Source organism: Streptomyces sp. NPDC002018, assembly GCF_042890865.1.
Lineage (GTDB): Bacteria > Actinomycetota > Actinomycetes > Streptomycetales > Streptomycetaceae > Streptomyces.
In genome coordinates this window covers 686,683-710,361 of sequence record NZ_JBIASO010000001.1, presented here as the reverse complement: position 1 = coordinate 710,361, position 23,679 = coordinate 686,683, and the positions used below count along the sequence as shown (strand labels likewise).

Annotated in this window: 22 protein-coding genes; 9 read left to right on the top strand and 13 right to left on the bottom strand. The window is 71.2% G+C overall.

Annotated features, from left to right (window positions below; translation table 11 throughout):
* Positions 1-63: 63 nt before the first annotated feature.
* The 6 genes from ACFYYH_RS03105 to ACFYYH_RS03080 all read right to left on the bottom strand — a co-directional run bounded on the left by ACFYYH_RS03105 (position 64) and on the right by ACFYYH_RS03080 (position 7,662).
* Positions 64-1,317 carry an extracellular solute-binding protein gene (locus tag ACFYYH_RS03105; protein ID WP_388545342.1) on the bottom strand — a complete coding sequence of 418 codons (1,254 nt, stop codon included), beginning with the start codon at positions 1,315-1,317 and terminating at the stop codon, positions 64-66.
* A gap of 200 nt (positions 1,318-1,517) precedes the next feature.
* Positions 1,518-2,972 (bottom strand): cellulose binding domain-containing protein, encoded by a 1,455-nt coding sequence (locus tag ACFYYH_RS03100; protein ID WP_388545054.1) that lies wholly within the window; start codon positions 2,970-2,972, stop codon positions 1,518-1,520.
* Between the two features lie 92 nt (positions 2,973-3,064).
* Positions 3,065-4,600: a beta-N-acetylhexosaminidase gene (locus ACFYYH_RS03095; protein WP_388545052.1), complete on the bottom strand. Its 1,536-nt coding sequence runs from the start codon at positions 4,598-4,600 to the stop codon at positions 3,065-3,067.
* 13 nt (positions 4,601-4,613) lie between these two features.
* Positions 4,614-5,363, bottom strand: a complete 750-nt coding sequence (locus tag ACFYYH_RS03090) for a carbohydrate ABC transporter permease (RefSeq protein ID WP_388545339.1) — start codon at positions 5,361-5,363, stop codon at positions 4,614-4,616.
* Between the two features lie 122 nt (positions 5,364-5,485).
* On the bottom strand, positions 5,486-6,418 hold the full coding sequence (locus ACFYYH_RS03085) for a carbohydrate ABC transporter permease (protein ID WP_388545049.1): 933 nt from the start codon (positions 6,416-6,418) through the stop codon (positions 5,486-5,488).
* The gene (locus tag ACFYYH_RS03080; RefSeq protein WP_388545046.1) at positions 6,415-7,662 is read right to left on the bottom strand and encodes an extracellular solute-binding protein; all 1,248 of its coding nucleotides are present in this window, start codon (positions 7,660-7,662) and stop codon (positions 6,415-6,417) included. Before ACFYYH_RS03080 ends, ACFYYH_RS03085 begins: the two co-directional genes overlap by 4 nt.
* A 216-nt stretch (positions 7,663-7,878) precedes the next feature.
* On the opposite strand from ACFYYH_RS03080, the gene ACFYYH_RS03075 reads away from it, so the two are divergent.
* The 4 genes from ACFYYH_RS03075 to ACFYYH_RS03060 all read left to right on the top strand — a co-directional run bounded on the left by ACFYYH_RS03075 (position 7,879) and on the right by ACFYYH_RS03060 (position 10,975).
* Positions 7,879-8,706 (top strand): GntR family transcriptional regulator, encoded by an 828-nt coding sequence (locus ACFYYH_RS03075; RefSeq protein WP_388545336.1) that lies wholly within the window; start codon positions 7,879-7,881, stop codon positions 8,704-8,706.
* A 32-nt stretch (positions 8,707-8,738) separates the two neighbouring features.
* Positions 8,739-9,527 (top strand): GntR family transcriptional regulator, encoded by a 789-nt coding sequence (locus ACFYYH_RS03070; RefSeq protein WP_388545043.1) that lies wholly within the window; start codon positions 8,739-8,741, stop codon positions 9,525-9,527.
* Between the two features lie 84 nt (positions 9,528-9,611).
* On the top strand, positions 9,612-9,845 hold the full coding sequence (locus ACFYYH_RS03065) for a dodecin (protein ID WP_388545333.1): 234 nt from the start codon (positions 9,612-9,614) through the stop codon (positions 9,843-9,845).
* A 104-nt stretch (positions 9,846-9,949) separates the two neighbouring features.
* Positions 9,950-10,975 carry an MsnO8 family LLM class oxidoreductase gene (locus ACFYYH_RS03060; RefSeq protein WP_388545040.1) on the top strand — a complete coding sequence of 342 codons (1,026 nt, stop codon included), beginning with the start codon at positions 9,950-9,952 and terminating at the stop codon, positions 10,973-10,975.
* A gap of 46 nt (positions 10,976-11,021) precedes the next feature.
* On the opposite strand, the gene ACFYYH_RS03055 is transcribed toward ACFYYH_RS03060, so the two are convergent.
* Genes ACFYYH_RS03055 through ACFYYH_RS03045 form a run of 3 tightly spaced genes read right to left on the bottom strand, consistent with a single transcriptional unit; the run spans position 11,022 to position 14,466 of the window.
* The gene (locus ACFYYH_RS03055; protein ID WP_388545038.1) at positions 11,022-11,768 is read right to left on the bottom strand and encodes a succinate dehydrogenase/fumarate reductase iron-sulfur subunit; all 747 of its coding nucleotides are present in this window, start codon (positions 11,766-11,768) and stop codon (positions 11,022-11,024) included.
* The gene (locus tag ACFYYH_RS03050; RefSeq protein WP_388545035.1) at positions 11,765-13,753 is read right to left on the bottom strand and encodes a fumarate reductase/succinate dehydrogenase flavoprotein subunit; all 1,989 of its coding nucleotides are present in this window, start codon (positions 13,751-13,753) and stop codon (positions 11,765-11,767) included. Before ACFYYH_RS03050 ends, ACFYYH_RS03055 begins: the two co-directional genes overlap by 4 nt.
* A 2-nt stretch (positions 13,754-13,755) precedes the next feature.
* Positions 13,756-14,466 (bottom strand): succinate dehydrogenase, encoded by a 711-nt coding sequence (locus tag ACFYYH_RS03045; RefSeq protein WP_388545033.1) that lies wholly within the window; start codon positions 14,464-14,466, stop codon positions 13,756-13,758.
* A 96-nt stretch (positions 14,467-14,562) separates the two neighbouring features.
* Between ACFYYH_RS03045 and ACFYYH_RS03040 the strand changes: the two genes are divergently transcribed.
* On the top strand, positions 14,563-15,510 hold the full coding sequence (locus tag ACFYYH_RS03040; protein ID WP_388545031.1) for a LysR family transcriptional regulator: 948 nt from the start codon (positions 14,563-14,565) through the stop codon (positions 15,508-15,510).
* Here the strand turns inward: ACFYYH_RS03040 and ACFYYH_RS03035 are convergent.
* From ACFYYH_RS03035 to ACFYYH_RS03025, 3 genes are all read right to left on the bottom strand, one after another.
* Positions 15,480-17,651 carry a putative bifunctional diguanylate cyclase/phosphodiesterase gene (locus ACFYYH_RS03035; RefSeq protein WP_388545028.1) on the bottom strand — a complete coding sequence of 724 codons (2,172 nt, stop codon included), beginning with the start codon at positions 17,649-17,651 and terminating at the stop codon, positions 15,480-15,482. The two genes, ACFYYH_RS03040 and ACFYYH_RS03035, sit on opposite strands and share 31 nt — an antisense overlap.
* Positions 17,648-18,460, bottom strand: a complete 813-nt coding sequence (locus ACFYYH_RS03030) for an SAM-dependent methyltransferase (protein ID WP_388545331.1) — start codon at positions 18,458-18,460, stop codon at positions 17,648-17,650. The genes ACFYYH_RS03035 and ACFYYH_RS03030 overlap by 4 nt, the downstream gene beginning before the upstream one ends.
* Positions 18,461-18,665: 205 nt before the next feature.
* Positions 18,666-19,610 (bottom strand): SCO0930 family lipoprotein, encoded by a 945-nt coding sequence (locus ACFYYH_RS03025; protein ID WP_388545025.1) that lies wholly within the window; start codon positions 19,608-19,610, stop codon positions 18,666-18,668.
* A gap of 689 nt (positions 19,611-20,299) precedes the next feature.
* On the opposite strand from ACFYYH_RS03025, the gene ACFYYH_RS03020 reads away from it, so the two are divergent.
* From ACFYYH_RS03020 to ACFYYH_RS03010, 3 genes are all read left to right on the top strand, one after another.
* Entirely contained in the window at positions 20,300-20,431 is a 132-nt protein-coding gene (locus ACFYYH_RS03020) for a hypothetical protein (RefSeq protein ID WP_388545022.1), read from the top strand.
* Positions 20,432-20,445: 14 nt separating this feature from the next.
* On the top strand, positions 20,446-21,210 hold the full coding sequence (locus ACFYYH_RS03015) for a hypothetical protein (RefSeq protein WP_388545020.1): 765 nt from the start codon (positions 20,446-20,448) through the stop codon (positions 21,208-21,210).
* Positions 21,211-21,394: 184 nt separating this feature from the next.
* Positions 21,395-21,949, top strand: a complete 555-nt coding sequence (locus ACFYYH_RS03010) for a hypothetical protein (RefSeq protein WP_388545017.1) — start codon at positions 21,395-21,397, stop codon at positions 21,947-21,949.
* 238 nt (positions 21,950-22,187) lie between these two features.
* Here the strand turns inward: ACFYYH_RS03010 and ACFYYH_RS03005 are convergent, their stop codons facing one another.
* Positions 22,188-22,673, bottom strand: a complete 486-nt coding sequence (locus ACFYYH_RS03005) for a hypothetical protein (RefSeq protein WP_388545015.1) — start codon at positions 22,671-22,673, stop codon at positions 22,188-22,190.
* Positions 22,674-22,984: 311 nt separating this feature from the next.
* Between ACFYYH_RS03005 and ACFYYH_RS03000 the strand changes: the two genes are divergently transcribed.
* Complete coding sequence (locus ACFYYH_RS03000) at positions 22,985-23,644, top strand: class F sortase (protein WP_388545012.1); 660 nt, start codon at positions 22,985-22,987, stop codon at positions 23,642-23,644.
* The last annotated feature ends 35 nt before the right edge of the window (positions 23,645-23,679 follow it).

Genomic DNA, 23,679 nt, shown 5'->3' with positions numbered 1-23,679 from the left:
GTACCCCCGTACGGCGCGGAAACCGTCACCGCCGCCCGGCGCCCGTGCGGGAGCGCGCGCGGTTCAGCCGGAGACCAGCGCGGCGGTGATCTGCTCGGAGGCCGCCCGCGCGGCCTCCGCCGGGTCCTCGCCCTCCAGGACGGCCGTCATATAGGGCTTGATCGGGTTGTCCGCCTCGACGCTCGCCCACTGCGGGGAGTTGGGGGTGGCCCGGCCCCTGGCGGCGCCCTCGGCCATCGCGGCCGTCCCCTCGTCGCCGCGGATGACTCCGGCGAGCGTCACCTTGTTCGGCACATAGCTCATGGTTCTCGCCAGCTCCGTCTGCCACTCCCGGCCCGCGAGCGCCTTGACGACGTCGACGGCGGCCGAGTGGTGGCTGGAGTTCTTCGGCACGATCAGATCGGAGCCGCCGGTGAAGACGCGGCCCGGCTCGGCGGACGTCTTGCCCGGTATCGGGAAGAAGCCGAGCCGGCCCTTCAGCTCCGGGTTCTTCTCCTCGATGAGCCGTGCCGAGCTGGGGGTGGAGATGATCTGGGCGACATCGCCCCTGGCGAAGACCTCCGCCTGCGGGGGCTTGGCCTCGTCGGAGTTCTTGGGGCCCTCGCCCAGCGACTGGAGGTCCTTGTAGAAGGCCATGCCCCGCAGGGCGGCGGGCGAGTCGACGGTGCCCTGCCAGTCGCCGCCCGTCTCGACGGCCAGTTCGCCGCCCTCGTCCCAGATGAAACCGGCGAGGGTGTACCAGTCCTGGCCCGCGAGATAGATGCCCTGGTCGCCGCCGCGGTTCAGCTCCTCGGTGTCGGCGAGCCAGGCCTCACGGGTCTTGGGGGGCTCCTCGATCCCGGCGAGCGCGAAGAGGTCCTTGTTGTAGATCACGACGCGGTTGGCCGCGTACCACGGGATGCCGAACTGGGCGCCGTTGATGCTGCCCGGTTCGGCGAGACCCGGCAGCCAGTCCTGGCTGCCCAGGTCCCGTACGGACTCCAGGGTCAGATCACGCAGGTTCCCGCTCTCCGCGTACTGGGCGACCTGGGTGTTGCCGACCTCGATGACATCCGGGGCGTCCTCGCCGTCCAGCGCGGTCAGCACCTTCTCCCCGATGCCGCCCCACTCCTGGATCTTGATGTCCAGTTCGACGGAGGGGTGTTCCTCCTCGTAGTCGCTCACGAAGCGGTCGAGGAAGGCGTCCGAGACGCTGTCCTTCATCAGCCAGACGGTGACGGTGGTGGAGCCACCGCCTCCGCCCGGCATCATTCCGCAGCCGCCGAGCGCGACGGAGGAGACAAGAGCCACGGAACAGGCGAGACAGCGGTTCTTCACGTAGGTCAACCTCTGGCGTATCGGCACGAAAAGGGAGCCCGACGTGGGGGGAGCGAACAGTGTTCGCACGGGTGTGTGGGATTTTGGTATGGACCAAGGGGAGGGTCAAGTCCCGGAAGGGGACAAAGGGGAGCGGGCGCCCGGCGGCGCCCGCTCCCCCGGTGGCCCGGTCCGTCACCCGGCACCGGCGCCCGTTCCCGTCACTGGACGCCGGGCACGGTGTCCTCGAAGGTGGTGCCCGCCGCCCGGTAGGCGCTGACCTTCGCGCCGACCTGAGCCGGGGTCAGCACCTGGTCCTTGACGTGCAGGACGTAGTCGACCTTCTGGTCGTAGGCGCGCGGGGTGGTGCTCGTCTGTCCGGCCAGGTCGATCAGCCACTGGTTGAAGTTGATCGACATGGGCCGCTCGGGCAGATAGCGGGCGTCGTGGGTGCCGAAGTGCTGCCCGTCGACGTAGTAGGTGATGGCGGTGTTGTCGATGGTGACCACGAGATCGTGCCAGCCCGCGTAGCTGGTCCGGGACTCGGAGTGCTGGTTGACGGCCTCCCAGGGATCGGGGCGGTAGGTCTCCCAGGAGGTGGTGTAGAGGATGTTGGCGGGCTCGCCCCAGCCGCCGTTGGGCAGGTACTCGAAGTCGTACTCGGCGTAGTCGTCCGCCATCGGGGCCTTGAGGTCGTTGATCGTGAAGAAGGTCTGTACGAGACGGTCGCCGTCGGGGCCCGACTTCGGGGTGTCGGAGAACCGCACCCGGGCCGCGTAGGTGCCGTTGCGGAACTTCGTCGCCCGGGTGAGGATCTCGGTCTGCTCGGTCGTGCCGGCGGTGCCTGCGGTGGAGGTCTCCAGATTCATGACCGAGTTGGTCCCCTCCCTGGCGAAGGTGACGTTCTCGGGCGCCCAGGCCGCGCCCGGCACCCCGGGACCGCCGGAGTTCGCGCGCACGCTCCAGCCGTGGGAGCCGATCGCCGGATCGGTGTACGAGGTGTAGTTGAAGTCGTCGAAGAGCGCGGCCCCGCCGGTGGGCGGGTCGGTCGGGGGGTCGGTCGGCGGGTCGGTGGGGCCGCCGGGGTCGTTGCCGTCCGGGGCGGTGCCCCAGACGAGCGCGCCGCCCACCGTGGCGGTGGTCTTCGTCCAGTCGCCGTAGGCGGTCTGCGAGGCGCCGAAGGAGTAGTCGTCGCTCTGGTTGAGCGAGGCCCAGTTGGAACGGTGGAAGCGGAGCTGTAGATCGCCGGTGTCGGCGCCGGGGGCGAGGGAGCCCGCGCCTGCGGTGAAGCCGATCTCCAGATAGCGGTCCGCGGTGGCGGTCGGCCGGGCGAGGGTGCCGAAGGTGCCGGTGATGTTGGCGCAGCCCTTCACCGCCCAGGAGCAGGCGAAGGTGTACGAGGCGCCCGCGTCGGCCTTGAAGTAGTAGCGGACCTTGACGGTGCCGAGGGAGACGGCGGAGCCCGAGGTGTTGACCACCTTGAACCAGGGCTCGGCCTGGTCGGAGCCGGTGGAGCTCTGACGGTACTGGACCTTCAGCGACGGGTCGGCGGCGGCGGCCGGCAGCGCGGTGAGCGCGGCGCAGCCGAGTCCGGCCGCCAGGCCCAGGGCGACGGCGGTCCGTAGCCCCGCGCCGCCGCGTACGCGGCGCGCGGCGCTGACGGGTGCGGCGCTCATGGGTGAAGTGCTGGCGGGTGAGGCGCTCGTGGGGCCGGTGGTGCCTTCCGGTGGGGTGGCGCTCGTCCGTCGACCGGTGCTCGCTCGTGGGGTCATCGACCGTTGTCCTCTCCTGGTGGGGGGCTGGGCGGGAAGTGGTGCGGGAGGCGGCCCGGCACGCGGAGCGCGTCGAGCCGGGTTCGGTGGTGGATCAGCCGCCGCTGGAAGCCCGGCCAGTCCCGGTGCGGCGACCAGGCGGTCTCGGCGAGCGCGCACAGCCGGGGGAACGCCAGATACTCGGCGTGCGCCGCGGTGGGCACGTACTCGCTCCAGAGCTGTGCCTGGGTGCCCAGGACACGGGCGGCGGCGTCCGGTTCCCAGGCGGCGGGCACGGGCTCCAGGTCGTACACGTCCCGCAGGGACACCACACCGCCGGGCTGACCGGGCGGCTCGCCGGGACCGTCGCTCTGCGGGTAGTCCAGATAGGTGGAGCGGTACGGGGCCATGATCACGTCCTGGCCCCGGCGGGCGGCGGTGAGCCCGTGTTCGGCGGCCCGCCAGGGCACGGCGGTGAACCCGACGGGCAGATCGCCGCCGGACTCGGTCCAGCCCAGGGGCCGCCGGCCGCGCGCGGTGAGAAAGCCGCCGACGCGTCCCATGAACCAGCCGTGCAGTGCCCCGGGTCCGGACAGCCCCTCGGCCGCGATCCGCCGGTGTGCCTCGGGCGAGCGCTCCCACTCGGTGGTCGGGCACTCCTCGCCGCCGATGTGCACATGCGGGGAGGGGAAGGTGTCCATGACCTCGTCCAGTACGGTGCGGCAGAAGTCGAGCACCTGGTCATGGACGCCGAGCACGTTCTCGCACACGCCCCAGCGGTCCCACACGGTGAGCCGGCGCGAGGGCACATTGCCGAGTTCGGGGTACGCGGCGAGCGCGGCCCGCGCGTGACCGGGCATCTCGATCTCCGGTACGACGGTGACCCCGCGGGCCGCGGCATGGGCGACGAGACCGGCCAGTTCCTGGCGGGTGTAGGCGCCGCCGTGCGGTTCCCCGCCCACCTCGGTGAGCTTCGGGTACGCCGCGACGGGCATCCGCCAGCCCTGGTCGTCGGTGAGGTGGAGGTGCAGCACATTGAGCTTGTGCAGGGCGAGCAGATCGGTGAACCGGCGCAGGAAGGAGACCGGCCGGAAGCGCCGGGCCACATCGAGCATCGCGCCGCGCCAGGCGAAGCGCGGTACGTCCGTGATCTGTACGCACGGCAGCGACCATTCCGTACCGGGCGCCGGTTCGTCCGACAGCGCACGGGCGGGCAGGAGCTGACGGATCGTCTGGACGCCGCGCAGCAGACCCGCCCGGCCTCCGGCGCGCAGCAGTACGGCGTCGGCGCCGACGGTCAGGCCGTACCCCTCGCCGCCCAGTCCGCCGAGGGCCGGATCGAGGACGAACACGATCCTGCCGTCGCCGGCGTGCGGGAGCGGCAGTCCGGTGGCGGGGGCGAGCAGCGTACGGAGCAGGGCGGCGGCGTCCTCGGCGCCGCCGGGGGCCGCGCGTACCGCGGTGTGTTCGTCGAGGACGAACTTTCCCGGGAGCGGGGTGAGATGGGACGGCCGGGGAACGAGCTGGAGTCCGGCGCGGTGGGCCGCGGTCATGGGGGTGGGTCTCCTATCCCTTGACGGCGCCGCTGGTCATTCCGGAGGCGACCCGTCCCTGAAGGACCAGGAAGAGCACCAGAACGGGCAGGGCGAAGAGAGTGGAGGCGGCCATGGTGGCGCCCCAGTCGGTGCCGAAGACATTGGAGAACGAGGACAGCCAGACGGGCAGGGTGCGGTCGTCCTGGTTCTTGATGATCAGCATGTTGGCGAAGGCGAACTCGTTCCAGGCCGTGATGAATCCGAAGAGCGAGGTGGCGAGCAGCCCGGGGGCGAGCAGCGGCAGGGTGATCCGGCGGAAGGCGACCGCGCGGGTGCAGCCGTCGACCTGGGCCGCCTCCTCCAGCTCGACGGGGATCGCGGTGAGGAAGCCGCGCAGGGTCACGATGGTGAAGGGCAGTGTGATCATGAAGTAGATCAGGGTGAGCGTCGACAGCCGGTCCAGCATTCCGGTGTCGCGGGAGATGACGTACATCGGGATCAGCAGCGCTTCCCAGGGCGCCACTTGCGCGATGAAGACCATGAGGATGAAGCCCCTGCGGCCCTTCCAGCGCAGCCGGGCCACGGCGAACGCGGCGGCGAGGGCGACGATCAGCGCGAGCAGTACGCAACCGGCCGTGACGAGAAGGCTGTTGCGCCAGAAGAGCCAGAATCCGTCCGCCTCGACGGCCTTGGTGAAGTGGTCGAGGGTGACCGACGCCGGCAGGAACCGCGGCGTCTCGGACTGGATGTCCCGGGTCGGCTTGAAGGCGGTCAGCACCATCCAGTAGACGGGGAAGACGGAGAGGACGAAGACCAGCAGCGCGGCGGCGTTCAGCGGGAGGCGGCGGATCCGGATCCGGGTACGGCGGCCGGCGCCGCCCCCGGCCCCGCTCACCACGGGGCTCACAGCTCGGCCTCCTGCCGGAACATCTGACGGAGGTGGACGACCAGTACGGCGACGAGCAGCAGCACCGTGAGGGTGGACACCGCCGCTCCCAGGTCGTAGCGGTGCAGGGACTGGGCGATCCGGTACGCGTACACAGGCAGCGTGGTGGTCGCGTCGCCGGGCCCGCCCTTGCTGATCGCCCAGATCTGGGCGAAGCACCGGAAGACCCAGATGACCTCCAGACAGAGCACCAGGGCGAAGAGGGGCCGGAGCAGGGGCAGGGTGACGGAGCGGAAGATGCGGACCGCGCCCGCGCCGTCGAGCCGCGCCGACTCGTACAGCTCCGCCGGGACGGTGAGCAGCGCGGCGTGCAGGGTGATCGCGGCGAACGGCACGGACTGCCAGACGACGAGCAGGACCAGGATGGCGAAGGTGGCGCCGCCGTCCGCGAACCAGGAGTAGTTCTCGTACGACTCGAATCCGAGCCGGACGAGCAGCCAGTTGACCACGCCGAGCCGGGAGGAGAACAGCCACTGGAAGACCGTGGTGGTGGCGATGACCGGGCTCGCCCAGGCGAGCACCAGACCGCTCGTCACCAGCAGCCGCGTCCGCCGGCCGAGATGCTGGAGCATCAGCGCGACGAGCGTGGCCAGCACCATGATCAGGACGACATTGACGGCGGTCCACCAGAACGTCCGCCGTACGACCTCCCAGAACACGGCGTCGGCCAGGATCTCCCGGTAGTTGGCGAGTCCGGCGAACGGGGCCCCGCCGCGGATGAGTTCGCCCATTCCGTAGGTCTGGAAGGAGATGACCAGATTGCGGACGAGGGGGTGGACGAGCAGATACGCGGTGCCGAGCACGGTGGGCGCGATCAGCAGATACGGCCAGAGGGTCCTGGGTATCCGGCCGGCCCCGGCGGCCCGGCGGGCCCCGGCGTCCGCGCTCATGAGCCGAGCGTCCTGGTGATGCTGCCGGACGCTTCCCTCGCGGCCTTCGTGGGATCGGCTCCGGTCAGCACCGCGGTCATGTACTGCTTGATCGGGTTGGTGGCCTCGACGGCGGCCCACTGCGGCGAGTTGGGGGTCGCCCGGCCCCGTGCGGCGCCCGCGGCCATCGCGGCGGTGCCCTCGCTGTCCTGGACGGCCCCCGCGAGCGAGGTCCTGTTGGGGACATAGCTCATGGTCCTCGCCATGTCGGTCTGCCAGGTGTCCCCCGCGAGCGCCTTGATCACCTCATAGGCGCCGTCCTGGTGGGCGGAGGCCTCCGGGACGATCAGATCGGAGCCGCCGGTGAGGACCGCGCCCGGCGTGCCGACGGCCTTTCCCGGCACGGGGAAGAAGCCGATCTTCCCCTTCAGCGCGGGGTTGGTCTCCTCGATCAGCTTCGCTCCGCCGGGTACGGAGATGATCTGGGCGACATCGCCCTGGGCGAAGACCTCCGCCTGCGGGGGCTTGGCCTCGTCGGAGTCCTTGGGTCCCTTCCCGAGGGCCTGGAGGCGCCGGTAGAAGTCCATTCCGGCGATCGCCTCGCGGGTGTCCAGGGTGCCCTTCCAGCCGTCGCCGGACCGGGCGGCGAGATCGCCGCCCTCGTCCCAGATGAAGCCCGCCAGGGTGTACCAGTTCTGGCCCGGCAGATAGATGCCCTGGACGTCGCCCCGGTTGAGCTTCGCGGTGTCCTCGATCCAGGCGTCCTGGGTGGCGGGCGGTGAGGCGATCCCGGCCTTGGCGAAGTGGCCCTTGTGGTACAGGACGACGCGGTTGGCCGCGTACCAGGGGATGCCGTACTGCTTGCCGTCGATCTTCCCCGGCTCCGCGAGCCCCGGCAGCCAGTCCGCGCCGGAGAGCTCCTCCGTACGGTCGGTGAGATCCCTGACCCCGCCGCTGGCCGCGTACTGGGCGACCTGGGTGTTGCCGACCTCGATGACATCGGGGGCGTCGGTGCTGGCGAGGGCGGCGGTGACCTTCTCGCCGATGCCGTCCCACTCCTGGATCTGGATGTCCAGGGAGAGGTCCTGGTGCCGCCGCTCGAAGTCCTCGGTGAACCGGGTGAGGAAGTCCTCGGTGACGCTGTCCTTCATGATCCAGACTGTGAGCTTCTCCGGTCCGCCGGCGCTGTCGGAGGAGGAGCCGCACGCAGTGACGGCCAGGGTCGCCGCGAGCGCTGCGGAACCGGCGATGAAGCGGATCTTCACGGGCCACCTCGATAGGGGATTTACCAATTGGTCAACTGGTAAGGTGTGTGCCCAGAAGGTGGCATGGACCAATGTCGGCGTCAACCCCCCGGAAAATAAGGCTCGGACAGATACCGCCCGGACCGAACATGCCAGTCACTGGTTACGATTGTGTTTACCAGTTGCCCCGTCGGCTCACGGGGACGGAAAGCACCAGGGACGGAAGAGGTCATGCCCATGGGGAACGGCTCGTCGGGCGCCGTACTCAAGCGTGAGCGCGTACGGGAGTATCTGCTCGGCCTGATCGAGGCGGGCAGCGCCGGGGACGCGATCCCCTCCGAGCGCGCCCTCTGCGCCGAACTCGGTGTCTCACGCCCCACCCTGCGCACCGCGGTGGACGAACTCGTCGCCACCGGGCAGCTCGTCCGCGAGCACGGCCGCGGCATGTTCGTCGCACCCGCGAAGATCACCCAGGAACTCACCCCGGAGGACACGGCGTTCGTCGTCCCCCGGGCCTCCGGCACCTGGTCCAGCCGCGTCCTGGAGCGCACCACGTTCCGGGCCGGCGCCAGGATCGGCCGCAAGCTGCGGGTCTCCCCCGCCGCGGAGCTGATCTACATCGCCCGGCTGCGGCTGGTCGACGGCTCGCCCATCGCCATCGAGCATCTCCACATCCCCGCCGGACTCGCCCCCGGGCTCACCCCGCAGGAGCTCGAATCGGGCGAGCTGTACGACCATCTGAGGGAGCGTCACCAGCTCTCCGTGCACGAGGCCACCCAGTCCATCGAACCGACGGTGGTCAGCGAGTCCGAGGCCGCGGTCCTGCGGGTCCCGGTCCTCTCCCCCGCCCTGCTCATCGAACGCCTCACCCTCGACACCTCGGGCCGCCCCGTCGAGTACGTCCACTCCCTCTACCGGGGCGACCGCTACCGGATCGTCTCCCGGCTGGCCCTGGGCGCCCGGCCGCCCCACCCCCGCCCCGACGGCCACCACCCGGGCATCCCCCCGGGGGACTTCGCCCACGACGGCATCATCACCTCGTCCACGACGGGTGATGCATACTGACCGCAGCTTCCGACGGCTCACCGGGAGGGCCCGTGCGCGACCCCCGTTCCCCCCATCCGGTGCTCAAGCGGGAGCGGGTGCGGGAGCATCTGCTCGGGCTGGTCGACGCGCGGCGGCCCGGCGACGCGATCCCCTCCGAGCGCACCCTCTGCGCCGAGCTGGGCGTGTCGCGGCCCACCCTGCGGACCGCCGTGGACGAACTCGTCGCCACCGGACTGCTGGTCCGCGAGCACGGCCGCGGCATGTTCGTCGCACCCGCGAAGATCACCCAGGAGCTGGTCGCCGAGGACCGCTCCGCCGCCGCGCCGCCCGCGCCGGGGGCGTGGTCGGCCCGGGTGCTGGAGTTCCGTACGGCGGGCGCGGGAGCCCGGGTGGGACGCAGGCTGGGGATCTCCCCGGCCGCCGAGGTGGTGTATGTGGCCCGGCTGCGGTCCGTGGACGGCGGGGCCGTCGCGCTGGAGTATCTGCACATCCCCGCCGAGCTGGTTCCCGGGCTGACCCCGGCACGGATGGAGTCCGGCTTCTACACGTATCTGCGCGAGGAGCGGCGGATCACCCTGACCGAGGCCGTGCAGTCGATCGAGCCGACCGTGCTGAGCGAGGACGAGGCGGAGCTGCTGGGGGTGCCGGTGCTCTCACCCGCGCTGCTCTTCGACCGGATCACCTCGGACGTCTCGGGCCGGCCCGTGGAGTATGTGCGCTCCCTCTACCGGGGCGACCGCTACCGGATCGTCTCCCGGCTGTCGCTGGACACCGCCGCGGAGGACCGGCCGGCGCCGGACGCCTCGCGGAGCGCCGCGTGGTGGGGCACGGTGGAGTGACACCGCGGCACCCGTGGCGCGGGGCGCGCGGACGAACGCGGCGTGACGCGACGTACGACCACGCACGAGGAGGAGAGCGAGCCCATGTCCCACCACTCCCACCACACCTACCGGGTCACCGAGATCGTCGGCACGTCCCACGAGGGGATCGACGACGCGATCCGCAACGGCATCGGCCGCGCCTCCCGGACCCTGCGCGGTCTCGACTGGTTCGAGGTGACGGAGGTCCGCGGCCATATCGAGGACGGCGACATCGAGCACTTCCAGGTCGGGCTGAAGGTGGGATTCCGGCTCGACGAGGAGCTCGAAGAGGAGTGAGCGTGTCCCGGCGGGGCCCCGGCTCGGGTCCGGACCGGGCCCGGGCCGGGTCCGTGGTCCGACGGTCCGGGGAATCCTGAGGCGGGCCGGGCGTTGCAACCGGTGTGAGCACCGCAGCGGGCATCCCGTTCTCCGTACTCGACCGCTCCCGTACCCGGCAGGGCCAGGACGGGCCCGGGGCACTGCGTGACACCGTGCGGTTCGCACGGCGGATCGAGGCGCTCGGCTACCACCGGTTCTGGGTCTCCGAGCACCACAGCGTGCCGGGGGTCGCCGGGTCCGCGCCGACGGTGCTCGCGGCGGCCGTCGCCGCCGCGACCTCCACGGTCCGGGTCGGCACCGGCGGAGTGATGCTGCCCAACCATCAGCCGCTGGTGGTCGCCGAGCAGTTCGGGGTGCTGGAGTCGCTGTTCCCGGGCCGGATCGACATGGGGCTCGGCCGTTCCGTGGGGTTCACCGACGGGATACGCGCGGCACTGGGCCGGGACAAACGGGACGCGGAGGACTTCCCCGGGCAGCTCGCCGAGCTGCTCGGCTACTTCACCGGGACGCCGGCCGCGCACCCCCAGGTCCACGCGTGGCCCGCCGAGGGGCTGCGGGTGCCCGCGTTCGTCCTGGCGACCGGCAAGGGGGCGCGGGTCGCGGCCGAGGCCGGGCTGCCGCTGGTCATCGCGGCGGTACGGGGCGAGGACGCCCTGCTGCGCGCGGTCGACGCGTACCGCAGGGACTTCCGCCCCTCCCCGTGGGGCGAGCGGCCGTATGTGGTGCTCTCCGGCACGGTCGCGGTCGCGGCCACCACCGAGGAGGCCCGCCGGCTGCTGCTCCCGGAGGCCTGGTCCACGGCGTACTCACGGACGCGCGGTGTGTTCCCCCCGCTCGTACCCGTGGACACGGTCCTCGCCACCACCATGACCGCGCGCGAGCGCGCCCTGTTCGAGGAGGCGTGGCGCGGACAGCTGTACGGCACGGAGGAGGAGGTCGCGGCCGGTCTGGGAAAGCTGCTGGCGCGCAGCGCGGCGGACGAGTACCTGGTCACGACGAGCACCTACGACGGCGAGGCCCTGCTCGACTCGTACCGCCGGCTGGCGGCCCTGCTGGGGCTCAGGGGCCCGGACGGCCCGGACGCCTGAGGACCGCTGCTCCGGGGGGGGGTGCGGCCCGTCCCCGGGGCGTGTCCTACCGGGCCACCTTGCGCGCCGCCCGCAGCCACTCCTTGTTCATCGCGGCGATCGACGGCAGCGGGATGCCCTTCGGGCAGGCCGTGGCGCACTCACCGGTGAGGGTGCAGCCGCCGAAGCCCTCCTCGTCCATCGTGGCGACCATGTCGAGGACGCGGGTCTCGCGCTCGGGCGCGCCCTGCGGGAGGACATTGAGATGGTTGACCTTGGCGGAGGTGAAGAGCATCGCCGAGCCGTTGGGACAGGCCGCGACACAGGCTCCGCAGCCGATGCACTCGGCGTGCTCGAAGGCGAAGTCGGCGTCGGCCTTGGGAACCGGGGTGGCGTGGGCGTCGGGAGCGGCGCCGGTCGGAGCGGTGATGTAGCCGCCCGCGCCGATGATCCGGTCGAACGCGGAACGGTCCACCACCAGATCCTTGACCACCGGGAAGGCCCCGGCCCGCCACGGCTCGACATCGATGGTGTCGCCGTCCTCGAAGTGCCGCATATGGAGCTGGCAGGTGGTGGTGCGCTCGGGGCCGTGGGCGTCGCCGTTGATGACCACGCCGCACGCGCCGCAGATGCCCTCGCGGCAGTCGTGGTCGAAGGCGACCGGCTCGTCGCCCTTGAGGATCAGCTCCTCGTTGAGGGTGTCGAGCATCTCCAGGAAGGACATGTCCTCGGAGATGCCGTCGATGCCGTAGGTGACCATGGCACCGGGGGTGTCGGCGTCCGGCTGGCGCCAGACGCGCAGGGTGAGCCTCATGCGTAGCTCCGCTGGGTGGGGTGGACGTACTCGAAGACGAGGTCTTCCTTGTGCAGGACGGGCGCGATGCCGGTGCCCCGGAACTCCCAGGCCGCCGCGTACGCGAACGCGTCGTCGCGGCGGGCCGCCTCACCGCCCTCGGTCTGCGACTCCTCGCGGAAGTGACCGCCGCAGGACTCGGTGCGGTGCAGCGCGTCGAGGCACATCAGCTCGGCCAGTTCCAGATAGTCGACGACGCGGTTGGCCTTCTCCAGCGACTGGTTGAACTGCTCACCGGTGCCCGGCACCTTGATCCGCCGCCAGAACTCCTCGCGGATCTGCGGGATCCGGTCGAGCGCCTTGCGCAGGCCCTCCTCGGTCCGCGCCATACCGCAGTGGTCCCAGAGCAGTTCGCCGATCTCCTTGTGGAACGAGTCGGGGGTACGGTCGCCGTCGACGGCGAGCAGCAGCCGCAGCCGGTCCTCGGTGTCGGCGAGGGCCTCGGCCACCCGGGGGTGGGAGTCGTCGATCTCGTCCTGGTGCGGATGGCGGGCGAGATAGTCGTTGATGGTGGACGGCAGGACGAAGTAGCCGTCGGCCAGGCCCTGCATCAGCGCGGACGCGCCGAGCCGGTTGGCGCCGTGGTCGGAGAAGTTGGCCTCGCCGATCGCGAACAGGCCGGGCACGGTGGTCTGGAGGTCGTAGTCGACCCAGAGCCCGCCCATCGTGTAGTGGATCGCCGGGTAGATGCGCATCGGCACGGCGTAGGGGTCCTCGGCGGTGATCCGCTCGTACATCTCGAAGAGATTGCCGTACCTCTCCTCGACGGCCTTGCGGCCGAGCCTGCTGATGGCGTCGGCGAAGTCCAGATAGACGCCCTGGCCGCCGGGTCCGACCCCGCGCCCCTCGTCGCAGACGTTCTTCGCGGCCCGCGAGGCGATGTCGCGCGGCACGAGATTGCCGAAGGAGGGGTAGATCCGCTCCAGGTAGTAGTCCCGCTCGTCCTCGGGGATCTCGGCGGGCGGACGCCGGTCGCCGCGGGCGAGGGGCACCCAGATGCGGCCGTCGTTGCGCAGTGACTCGCTCATCAGCGTCAGCTTGGACTGGTGCTCCCCGGAGCGCGGGATGCAGGTGGGGTGGATCTGGGTGAAGCAGGGGTTGGCGAAGAGCGCCCCGCGCCGGTGGGCCCGCCAGACCGCGGTGGCGTTGCTGTTCTTGGCGTTGGTCGAGAGATGGAAGACATTGCCGTAGCCGCCGGAGGCGAGGACGACCGCGTCGGCGAAGTACGGGGAGATCTCGCCGGTGACCAGATCGCGGGCGACGATGCCGCGGGCCCGGCCGTCGACGACGATCAGATCCAGCATCTCGGTGCGCGGACGCATCTCGACGCCGCCCGCCGCGATCTGCCGGGAGAGCGCCTGGTAGGCGCCGAGGAGCAGTTGCTGGCCCGTCTGGCCGCGCGCGTAGAACGTACGGGAGACCTGGACGCCGCCGAAGGAGCGGGTGTCGAGGAGTCCGCCGTACTCGCGGGCGAAGGGCACGCCCTGGGCGACACACTGGTCGATGATCTCGACCGAGACCTCGGCGAGCCGGTGGACATTGGACTCACGGGCCCGGAAGTCACCGCCCTTGACGGTGTCGTAGAAGAGCCGCCGCACGGAGTCGCCGTCGTTGCGGTAGTTCTTGGCCGCGTTGATCCCGCCCTGGGCTGCGATGGAGTGGGCGCGGCGGGGTGAGTCCTGGTAGCAGAACTGGACGACGTGGTAGCCCTGTTCGGCGAGGGTCGCGCCGGCCGCGCCGCCCGCGAGGCCGGTACCGACGACGATCACGGTGTGCTTGCGGCGGTTGGCGGGGTTCACCAGCCTCGCCTCGAAGCGGCGCCGGTTCCAGCGCTCCTCGACGGGCCCGTCCGGTGCCCTGGTGTCGGCGATCGGCTCGCCGACGGTGTACGCGGCGTAGTCCGTGGGGAGGGCGGTCCTGTCCCTGCCCGGCTCATCTCTGTCCATGCTCAGCTCACCACTCCGGTCATGACGGCGACGGGTACGGCGACGAAGCCCGCGGTCAGCGCGAACGCCAGCAGGCCGGCCGTGGTCTTCAGGGCGCGTTCGCGGGCGGCGCTGCCCACGCCGAGGGTCTGCGCCGCGCTCCAGAAGCCGTGCAGGACGTGCAGGCCGAGCGCGAGCACCGCGACGATGTAGACGGCGTTCCCGTACCAGGTGGAGAAGGTGTCCACGACGTTCTGGTACGGATGGCCGGGCTGGAATCCCCCGGGGTGCGCGGTGCCGGTGGTCAGATCGAGGAGGTGCCAGACGAGGAACAGACCGAGGATGATCCCGCCCCAGCGCATGGTGCGGGTGGCGTAACTGGCGCGCGCCCGCCTGTGCGCGTAGCGGACCGGGCGGGCGGCGAGGTCGCGGCGGCTGAGCTGGTAGGCGCAGACCGCGTGCAGCACGACGGCGGCCACCAGCACCACCCGGACGATCCAGAGGGCCCATTCATAGTGCAGAACCGGTTCGCCCAGGGTCCGCAGCCAGTGCGCGTACCCGTTGAACTCCGGTGCTCCGAAGAAGATCTTGAGATTGCCGAGCATGTGCGCGACCAGATAGCCGAGCATGATCAGGCCGCTCACGGCCATGACCGTCTTCTTCCCGATCGTCGATCCCCAGAGGGTGCGGGTCATGGACGGCCGTTGGTCCGTCCCCCGCGTCGCCAGCGCCATGGACAGCACGCTAGGCCGCTCCCCGCGCAGTGGTCCAAGACATGGTCCGGCTGATCTCCATAGCCCCTGCCTATCGTGCGGTCTACCCTGGCTCCCATGCAGTTCCAGCAGCTCCACTACTTCGTGGCCGTCGCGGAGACCAGGCACTTCACCCGCGCCGCGGAACGGGTCCATGTGTCGCAGCCGTCCCTCTCCCAGCAGATCAGGGCGCTGGAGAAGGAGCTGGGGGCCGAGCTGTTCAGCCGCGCCCGGGGCAATGTCGCCCTCACCGACGCGGGTGAGGCGCTGCTGCCGCTCGCCCGGCGCATCCTCGCCGACACCGAGACCGCCCGGCACGAGGTGCAGGAGCTGGTGCAGCTCCGGCGCGGCCGGGTCAGGCTGGGGGCGCCGCCGAGCCTGTGCACGGGGCTGCTGCCCGAGGTGCTGCGCGCCTTCCACGATCTGCATCCGGGCATCGAGCTGCTGATCGAGGAGAGCGGCTCGCACGATCTCGTACGGGAGCTGGCCCGCGGGGCGCTGGATCTGGCGCTGGTGGTGATGCCCCTGCCCGCCGCGTCCCCCGCGCTGACCACGGTCGAGCTGCTGCACGAGGATCTGGTCGTGGTCTCCTCGGCCGCCGCTCCCGCCCCGCGCCGCCCGCTCAGGATCGCCGATCTGGAGGGCGAGCCGCTGGTGATGTTCCGGCACGGCTACGACCTGCGCGAGCTGACGGTGGCCGCCTGCCGGGCCGCCGGGTTCGAGCCGTCGTTCACCGTGGAGGGCGGCGAGATGGACGCCGTGCTCGGGTTCGTACGGGCCGGTCTCGGGCTGGCGGTCGTGCCCAGCATGGTGGCGGGCCGGGCCCGCGATCTACGGGTCACCGCCCTGGCCAGGCCGGGCCTGCGCCGTACGATCGCGCTCGCCCACCGCAGCGATGTCGCCCCGCCGCGCGCCGCCCGTGAACTGCGTCGGGTGCTGCTGGCCACCCTGGCCGCGGCCCCGGGGCTGCCCGGGACCGCGGCTCCCGGGAACGGTCAGACCGCGTCCGCGAGCGACAGCTCGTGAAGCTGCTCGGGCGGCCCCGGCCGGGCGTAGTACCAGCCCTGGGCGGTGTCGCAGCCGAGCCGGCGCAGATGCTCGGCCTGGGCCCCGGTCTCCACCCCCTCCACCGTGACGGCCAGCTCCAGGCTGTGCGCCAGCGACACGATCCCCTCGACGATCTTCAGATCGACCGGGTCCGCGGGGTGCTGCTGCATCCCCTGGGTGAAGGAACGGTCCAGTTTGAGCACGCTCACCGGCAGCCGCCGCAGATTGGCCAGATTCGAGTACCCGGTCCCGAAGTCGTCGAGCGCGATGTCCACCCCCATCTCGGCGAGCTGGCGCAGCGGCTTGAGCAGATCCTCGTCGGCCCCGATCAGCGCCGACTCGGTGACCTCCAGGCAGAGTGAGCCCGGCGGCAGACCGATCCGCTCCAGCACCTCCACCGTGTCGGAGACCAGCCCCGGATGGTGGAGCTGGGCCGGGGAGAGATTCACATTGATCCGCAGCGGTCCGCCGAGCGTCCTGGCGGGCAGTGTCTGCTGCCAGAACATGGCCTGCCGTACGGACTGTTCCAGCACCCAGCGGCCGAGCGGGACGATCAGTCCGGTGTGCTCAGCGAGCGGGATGAACCGGTCGGGCCCGAGCACCCCGTGCTGCGGATGCGACCAGCGCACCAGCGCCTCCGCGCCATGGACGGACCCGTCGTCGAGATGGACGAGCGGCTGGTACTCGATGAAGAACTCGCCGCGTTCCAGCGCCGCGGGCAGCGCCGTGGTCAGTCCGTGCCGGGTGATGGCGCGGGCGTCGGCCTCCGGATCGGCCACCTCGTAGCGGTTGCCGCCCGCCGCCTTGGCGCGGTACATGGTGATGTCCGCGCTGCGCAGCACCTCGGCGGGGCTGTGCTCGGCGGCGAGGCCCTCCACGATGCCGATGCTGCCCCGCACCGTGAACTCCCGGCCGTCGAGCAGGATCGGCGTGGCCAGTACGCCGAGGATCCGCGAGGCGAGATCGCCCACCGCGCGCTGGGTGTCGGGGCCGGTCGTCAGGGCCACGAACTCGTCGCCGCCGAGCCGGGCCACCATCTCGCCGGGCGCGGTCGCACAGCTCTGGAGCCGGTCCGCGACCTCGACGAGCAGCCGGTCCCCCGACGCGTGGCCGAGGCTGTCGTTGATCGCCTTGAAGCCGTCGAGATCGAGGTAGCAGAGGCCGAAGCGCGCGCTCCCGGAGGCGGAGAGGGTCTTGTCCAGCCGCTCGAAGAACAGGGTCCGGTTGGGCAGTCCGGTCAGGGCGTCATGGGTGGCCTCGTACCGCAGCCGCAGATTGAGCAGCCGCCGCTCGGTGGTGTCCTCCATCAGCGCGAGCTGGTACTGCGGAGCGCCCTCGGCGTCCCGGAGCAGCGAGACCGTCAGATTGGTCCAGAGGACGGTGCCGTCGTTGCGGTAGAACGGCTTCTCGGTGCGGAAGTGTTCCCGTTCCCCGCGTACCAGTTCGCCGTACATCCGCCAGACATGGGGCACGTCCTCGGGGTGGACCCAGTCATTCACGTTCCTGCTGCGGACATGGTGTTCGAGTCCGCCGAACATCTCGGTGAGGGTGTCGTTGACCTCCAGCACATTGCCGTCGAGGTCGGCGATGCCGATACCGAGGGCCGCCCCCTCGAACACCGCGCGGAAGCGCGTCTCGGTGGCGTGCAGCGCCTCCTCGGCCTGGCTGCGGGCGGCCAGCGCGGAGCGCGCGATGGCCTCCTGCTCGGCGAGGGTGCGCTCACGCAGCGCCTGGGCGAAGCCCGCGGCGAGGGAGTGCTGAAGCCGGGCGCAGCGTGCCCGGCTCTCCTCACCCGGCAGATCGTCCGTACCGCAGTACAGGACCAGATAGGAGTCGATGACGCCGAGCGTCCCGGAGAGGGCCTCGGGGTCGGTGCAGTGGGCCGTCACCAGAGCGGCGCCGACGCGTCCCGCGGGCGCCGTGTCGAACGGGCGCGCGTGCAGCGCGTCCCGCAACTCCCTCGCGAGCGGGATCAGATGTGTCTCGAACTCGGGGCGGGTCAGGGGCGTGGCCGTGGCCGGGAAGATCGCCCGGCTCCAGATGGTCGCGAACCGCCTCAGTCTGTCCTCCAGGCCGTCCGGGTCCGCCGCGGAGCCCGTTGGCTGCGACGGCACCATCACGCTGTGCGTCCCACACCGGCGAAGCCCGAGAAGGCGTACGGGTCCTCCTGGGCGACGGGGCAGTCGGGACGCCACTCGGCCATGGACACCAGACCGGGCTCGACCATCTCGAAGCCGTCGAAGAAGCGGGCGGTCTCCTCCCGGGTCCGCATCACCAGCGGACTGCGGATCTCTCGGTAGACGTCGACCGCGCCCCTGGCCCGCTCGGGGGCGAGCGGGATCCCGTCGTACGAGGCGTGCGTGAGGATGAGCAGACTCCCCGGCGCGAGCGCGTCACGCAGCTCGGCCACCGAACGGTACGGGTCGTCCTCGTCCTCCAGGAAATGCAGGACGGCGACGAGCAGCAGCGCCACCGGCCGGTCCAGGTCGAGCAGACGGAGCGCCTCGGGGCTGGTGAGTATCCCGTCGGGCTTGCGCAGATCGCCGTTGACGATGTCCGCGTCGCCGTTTCCGTCGAGCACGGCCCTGCTGTGGGCGACGGCGACCGGGTCGTGATCGACATAGAGCACCCGGGCGCCGGGGTTCGCGGCCTGGGCGACTTCATGGACATTACCGAAGGTGGGAATGCCGGAACCGATGTCGAGGAACTGGGTAACGCCTTCGGCCAGGGAGAATTCGACGGCGCGGCGTATGAACGCCCGGTTCGCCTTCATGATCTTGGGAAGCCCCGGCATGAACTCCATTGCCTTGCGCGCGGCTTCCCTGTCCACCTCGAAATTGTGCGAACCGCCCAGATAGTAGTCGTAAACGCGGGACACGCTCGGCACCGATATGTCGATGCCTCGCGGGACCCAGGCGGGACGCTCCATCGATGTCTCCAACAAGTCGCCACGGTCGCGGCCATGTCCTGGCCGGTTGTTCGAGCCGAGGCTACTGATCGCCCGCCAAGAGAGCGAGCCCAAACGGAAATTAGCGATCCGTTCTTGGTCACACGCCAGCGGCACGTGCAACCGGTCCGCCGTCACACGGAGGGGTGTGACGGCGGACCGGCGGGCCGGAGGCGCGGCGTGGGGACTACTTGGGCGCTCCGACCAGCTTGGCATTCGGGGAAACCGCGAACCAGGTACCGCCAACGCCCTGACCATTGGTGTCGCCCGGCTTTGTGTCACCGCTGAAGGTGTAGATCGGCCAGCAGTCGATGCTCTGCTGCTTGATTCCGTCGGGCCTGTCGAAGGTGACGAACCCCTTCTTGATGATGCCTTCGGTGTCATTCTTGTCGACGGGGGCGACAACCGGCCACTTTTCGAGGCAGGCGCCGGTGCAGGCCGACGACATCGGCCAGGCGGTGTCCTTCTTGAACCGGTACACCGTCATTCCGTTCGCGTCCACGACGATGTCGCCCAGCTTGGGGTCCTTGCGGACGGACAGACCCGGCAGGTCACCGGCGGTCACCTCGTCCGAGGCGGAGTCCGCCGGGGCGGCCTTCTTGCCGTCGGGAGCCGAGGCGAACCAGGTGCCGCCCACACCCTGGCCCTTGGCCTCGCCGGGGCTGGTGTCCTTGGCGAACCGGTACATCGGCCAGCCGGCGATGGTGAGTTGCTTGGTGCCGTCGGTCCGGGTGACCTCGCCGAGCAGCGAGGGGTCGGTGCCCGGCGCGGCGGTGGCGTCGCCGGCGGCGACCACGGGCCAGGCGGTCGCACAGTCGCCGTCGCAGTTCGACTTGGGCGGGTTGGCCGTGTCCTTGTCGAAACGGTAGAGCGTGAACCCCTCGCTGTCGGTGACGACCTTGCCGAGCTCCTTGCTGTCCCACACGGCGAGCTGACCGGCCGGCTCGGCCGCCGCCGCGGCGCCCGTGTCGCTGCCGTAGCCGCTGTCGGCTCCATAGCCGGCGTCGGCCGGTTTGGCCGCGCCGACGGACTGGCCGTTGGTGTCGGTGCCCTGCTCCTGACCGCACGCCGTCGTCAGGGCCAGTACGGCCGCCGCGGTCACCGCGAGCGAGGCGTTCCGCCAGGTGTTCATGTCAACTCCTGTTGTTCGTAAGCCAGTTGATGCGCCTGGGTGCGCCCTTCATGGCCCTAAGTACGCGCCGGGACCACCGCCGTGTTCAACGCGAATGGAAAAAACTTCCGGCTCCCAAACCTCTGGCGGCCCAAAAGCCCCCATCCGGGGGAATCCGAGCGACTCGCGGCGTGCCATGACCGGAGGGGGAACAAGCTCCTGCCGTGTATGGATCACTCGTCGGACGGCTGCTCGCGGTCGCCGCCCTCATATCGCTGTCGGCTCTGCCCGTGCCGGCCGCGGCTCACAGCTGCGCCCATGCCTCGCTCGGGCCCGGCGGAGCCGGTTCCGTGGTGTCGGTGTCGGGCGGTGGCAGCTGCTGGCCGACACCTCCCCCGCCGCCGACACCCCCGCCACCCCCTCCTCCGCCACCACCGCCTCCACCCCCTCCTCCTCCACCACCACCGCCACCGCCGACGCCTCCGCCACCGCCGACGCCGCCACCACCGCCGCCTCCGCCGACCGTCACACCGGAGCCGCCGCCCCCGCCCGTGCCGCCGGCTCCCCGGCCGCCGCGCCCTGCCCCGCCGCCGCCCGCGCCTGAGCCGGAGCCGCCCGCCCCGGCCCCCAGCCCGCCACGGCCCTCGCCGCCGCCGAAGCCGGCACCGAAGCCGGCACCGACGCCGTCCGCGAGCCCGAAGCCGTCCCGGGTGGCCCTGCCGGCGTACCGCAAGGCGACCCGTGAACAGCCGCGCGGCGGACCCTCGATCGTCTCGCTGATGCTCCTGGTCACGGCTCCGGCCGTACTCGCCGTCGCCGTCCTGCGTCCCCGCTCCCGCTGATCCACGGAGGATCCATGTCGGAATGGCTCGTTCTGAGCATCGCGATGGCCGCCGCCTGCGCGGTCGTCCTCACCATTGTCGTGATCAACAACCGCCGTATCCCCGATGACGACGATCCCAGCGGGACACCCGATGTCATGGAGTACATGACGATGATGATCGGCGTGATCTACGCGATCGTCCTGGGTCTCGCGATCGCCGGCGTCTGGGAGGGCCGCAGCGCGGCCCAGGAGTCCGTACGGCAGGAGGCCCAGGCGCTGCACGAGATCCAGCAGCGGGTCCAGGTCTACCCCGCCGAGGTCAGGGACCGGATCCGCGGCGACGTCGACGCGTATGTCTCGTACGTCGTCCGCACCGAGTGGCCGCACATGTCCGAGCACGAGGCGCTGAGCACGCGGGGCACCCAGCTCTTCGACCGGATCCGGCGTGATGTCACCCAGTACGCGCCGCGCACCGATCTGGAGGGCCAGGCCTACCAGCCCCTGGTGGACGAGGTGGCCACCGCGGACGACGCGAGAGGCGCCCGGGGACAGAACGCGGGAGCCACGATGCCCGGCGTCGTCTGGTTCGGCCTCATCACCGGCGCCGTGGTCACGGTGGGGCTGATCTTCGTCCTCCAGATCCGCCGTACCTTCCGCGAACTGCTGCTGGCGGGGCTCTTCAGCGCCCTGATCGCCTTCCTGCTCTTCCTCATCTGGGACTTCGACGCCCCGTACGGCCGGGGGATCGCCGCGACCACCGCTCCCTTCCGCGATCTGTTCCCGCAGCTCGGCTCCTGAGGGCGCGGCACGGCACCGACCGGGGCATGGATGTCCGCCGACCGGGGGACATCCATGCCCCATTCGCCCGCCAGCGATCGCGGGTGTGATAACGGGCTCCTACCGTTTCTCGCATCGAGGTGCATTCCCTGATATTTGCGGAAACGGTTCCGCTGCTGCTCCTCGGGGACCCGGAGGATTCACCATGCGCGCGATACGTGCCGCGTCCGCCGCTCTGCTGGGAGTGGCCGCACTCGCCCTGACCGCCCCCACCGCCGTGGCCGCGGTCGACGGAAGTGTCACGCCGTTCGGATTCACCGTCACCCCTTCCACGATCAACCCCGGCGGCAAGGTCAACCTGACCGTCACCCGGTGCAGCACCCCCGCCACCGCCTCGTCCGGGGTCTTCGACACGGTCACCATCCCGTCCGGCAGGTCCGCGACCGCCACCGTCGACTGGGACGCCAAGGCCGGCGCCCGGTACGAGGTGACCTTCACCTGCAACGGGGTCTCGGCGAAGACCACCCTCGCCATCTCGGGCTCCGCCCCCAGCCCGGCCCGCACCACCAACGGCACGACCACCGGCACGGTCACGGACCCGGTCAGCACCAGCTCGCCGGGCGGTGTCAGGGGCGGCCTCGGCGGCAGCATCGGCGGAATGAACACCGCGGAGATCGTCACCGGTACCGCACTGGTGGTGGCGGGCGCCACCGGCACCGTCTACGCCATACGCCGACGAGCGGTGAACCGTGGCCACTGAGCGGCCGCGGGGCCGCCCCCGGCCGGCCCGCCCGGTCCGTACGCCCCGCCACCCGGCACGCTCGCCACCCCCGGCACCCCTCCCCGGAACGCCCCTCGCCCCGAGTCCTCCGCCTGGACTCGGGGCAACGGGCATGCGGGGCTGTCCGGGGGCATGCGGGGCTGTCCGGGGGCATGCGGGGCTGTCCGGGGGCATGCGGGGCTGTCCGGCCGCCGGGGCGGCCGGGCGGTACGGCCGGTCAGACTCCCGCACCGGTCAGCCGACGGCGGCGCGCGAAGAACAGGGAACCACCGACGGCCGCCGAGGCGACCAGCCCGCCGCCGACCGCCATCTCCGTGGAGCTGGGGCCGATGGAGCCGCCGAGCCCGCCCAGCGCGCCCCGCCCCTGGAGCACCTCGAACTGGTGGGTCTCGACCCGGTTGTTGTCGCTGCACTTGACGGCGAGGTTGTAGCGGCCGGGCGTGGCGTCGTCGAAGATCCGCGCGGTGGCCCTGGACGTCCCCGCCGGATTGACCGAGAGATCGACTCGCCGGAAGGCGTTGGACGTGACCGTCCCGCCATGGCCGCAGCCCTGGACGGTGATCTCGATCCGGCCGCCCTGGTGGACCGAGAACGGGTTGACGGTGACATTCCTCGGACCGTCCGTGGCGGCGGCGAGTGGGGCGGAGAGCGCCACGGCCGCGCAGGCGGCCGCGGACACCGCGAGAGCGCGTGAAGCACGCATCGTTGAACCTCCAGCGGAAGACGCCCCAAAGCGGTGCTCCGGGAGATTCGACGAGTACGCCTTCCATGACGAACCATCACCGCGCGACCCCACCGTCGCACTTCGGCACTGGTCCACCCCGGTGAGCCGACACGCCGCGTGAGGGCCGCCCGCCCCGACGGAGACGCAGGTCACCGCCCGTCAGAAGTTTTTATATGCCGATTACTCGGATGGGTCAGCGCGGAGGACGCCGCCACCCGTTCGCCCGTCTCTGATCGCGGGTCCGGCGGACCGCGCTTACCGTGCCAGCAGACGTCCACGAAGGGAGAACTATGGGCAGGAACCATGACGCCCCGGAGTCGAGAATGCGCTCGCCCTGGGGAGTTCTGGCTCTCGTCATGCTCACCGGCATCGCCCTGATACGGAATGGGGTGGACGTATCGCTGGGCCCGCCGCAGCCCGCGTCGGCGGCGGCGCTGGGCCGGCCGGACCCGGCGGCGGCGGCCACGCACACGATCCCGATCGTGAAGCCGATGCCGTACGCCCCGATGTCACGGGTGCGGATCCCGGCCATCAAGGTCGACACCCCGGTCGTGGACGTCGGCCTCGACGCGGAGGGCTGGATCGAGGCACCGCCGCCACGGGACCCCAATCTGGCCGGCTGGTACCAGAACGGTGTGGCGCCGGGCCAGCGGGGCACCTCGGTGGTGGTCGGGCATGTGGACAACCAGGCCGGGCCCGCCGTCTTCTTCGCGCTGGGCTCGCTGGAGAAGGGCCAGCACATCGAGGTGAGCCGGTTCGACGACCGGACCGCGGTGTTCGAGATCTACGGTGTCGAGGTCTTCGCCAAGAACGACTTCCCCGGGGCCCGGGTCTACGGGGACACCGGCCATGCCGAGTTGCGGGTCATCACCTGTGGCGGCGGCTACTCGAAGGCCGGCGGGTACGACGGCAACGTCGTCGTCTTCGCCCGTCTGATCGAGGCCCGCTGACGGGCCTCGGACCCGCGGTGCGACCGCGCCGGACC

Excerpts from the sequence above, each read along its gene's own strand:
- ACFYYH_RS03050 (WP_388545035.1), bottom strand. The coding sequence starts at position 13,753 with ATGGACAGAGATGAGCCGGGCAGGGACAGGACCGCCCTCCCCACGGAC.
- ACFYYH_RS03085 (WP_388545049.1), bottom strand. The coding sequence starts at position 6,418 with ATGAGCGCGGACGCCGGGGCCCGCCGGGCCGCCGGGGCCGGCCGGATA.
- ACFYYH_RS03055 (WP_388545038.1), bottom strand. The coding sequence starts at position 11,768 with ATGAGGCTCACCCTGCGCGTCTGGCGCCAGCCGGACGCCGACACCCCC.
- ACFYYH_RS03095 (WP_388545052.1), bottom strand. The coding sequence starts at position 4,600 with ATGACCGCGGCCCACCGCGCCGGACTCCAGCTCGTTCCCCGGCCGTCC.
- ACFYYH_RS03000 (WP_388545012.1), top strand. The coding sequence starts at position 22,985 with ATGGGCAGGAACCATGACGCCCCGGAGTCGAGAATGCGCTCGCCCTGG.
- ACFYYH_RS03010 (WP_388545017.1), top strand. The coding sequence starts at position 21,395 with ATGCGCGCGATACGTGCCGCGTCCGCCGCTCTGCTGGGAGTGGCCGCA.
- ACFYYH_RS03030 (WP_388545331.1), bottom strand. The coding sequence starts at position 18,460 with ATGGAGCGTCCCGCCTGGGTCCCGCGAGGCATCGACATATCGGTGCCG.
- ACFYYH_RS03015 (WP_388545020.1), top strand. The coding sequence starts at position 20,446 with ATGTCGGAATGGCTCGTTCTGAGCATCGCGATGGCCGCCGCCTGCGCG.
- ACFYYH_RS03025 (WP_388545025.1), bottom strand. The coding sequence starts at position 19,610 with ATGAACACCTGGCGGAACGCCTCGCTCGCGGTGACCGCGGCGGCCGTA.
- ACFYYH_RS03045 (WP_388545033.1), bottom strand. The coding sequence starts at position 14,466 with ATGGCGCTGGCGACGCGGGGGACGGACCAACGGCCGTCCATGACCCGC.
- ACFYYH_RS03075 (WP_388545336.1), top strand. The coding sequence starts at position 7,879 with ATGGGGAACGGCTCGTCGGGCGCCGTACTCAAGCGTGAGCGCGTACGG.
- ACFYYH_RS03090 (WP_388545339.1), bottom strand. The coding sequence starts at position 5,363 with ATGGTGCTGACCGCCTTCAAGCCGACCCGGGACATCCAGTCCGAGACG.
- ACFYYH_RS03040 (WP_388545031.1), top strand. The coding sequence starts at position 14,563 with ATGCAGTTCCAGCAGCTCCACTACTTCGTGGCCGTCGCGGAGACCAGG.
- ACFYYH_RS03100 (WP_388545054.1), bottom strand. The coding sequence starts at position 2,972 with ATGAGCGCCGCACCCGTCAGCGCCGCGCGCCGCGTACGCGGCGGCGCG.
- ACFYYH_RS03065 (WP_388545333.1), top strand. The coding sequence starts at position 9,612 with ATGTCCCACCACTCCCACCACACCTACCGGGTCACCGAGATCGTCGGC.
- ACFYYH_RS03005 (WP_388545015.1), bottom strand. The coding sequence starts at position 22,673 with ATGCGTGCTTCACGCGCTCTCGCGGTGTCCGCGGCCGCCTGCGCGGCC.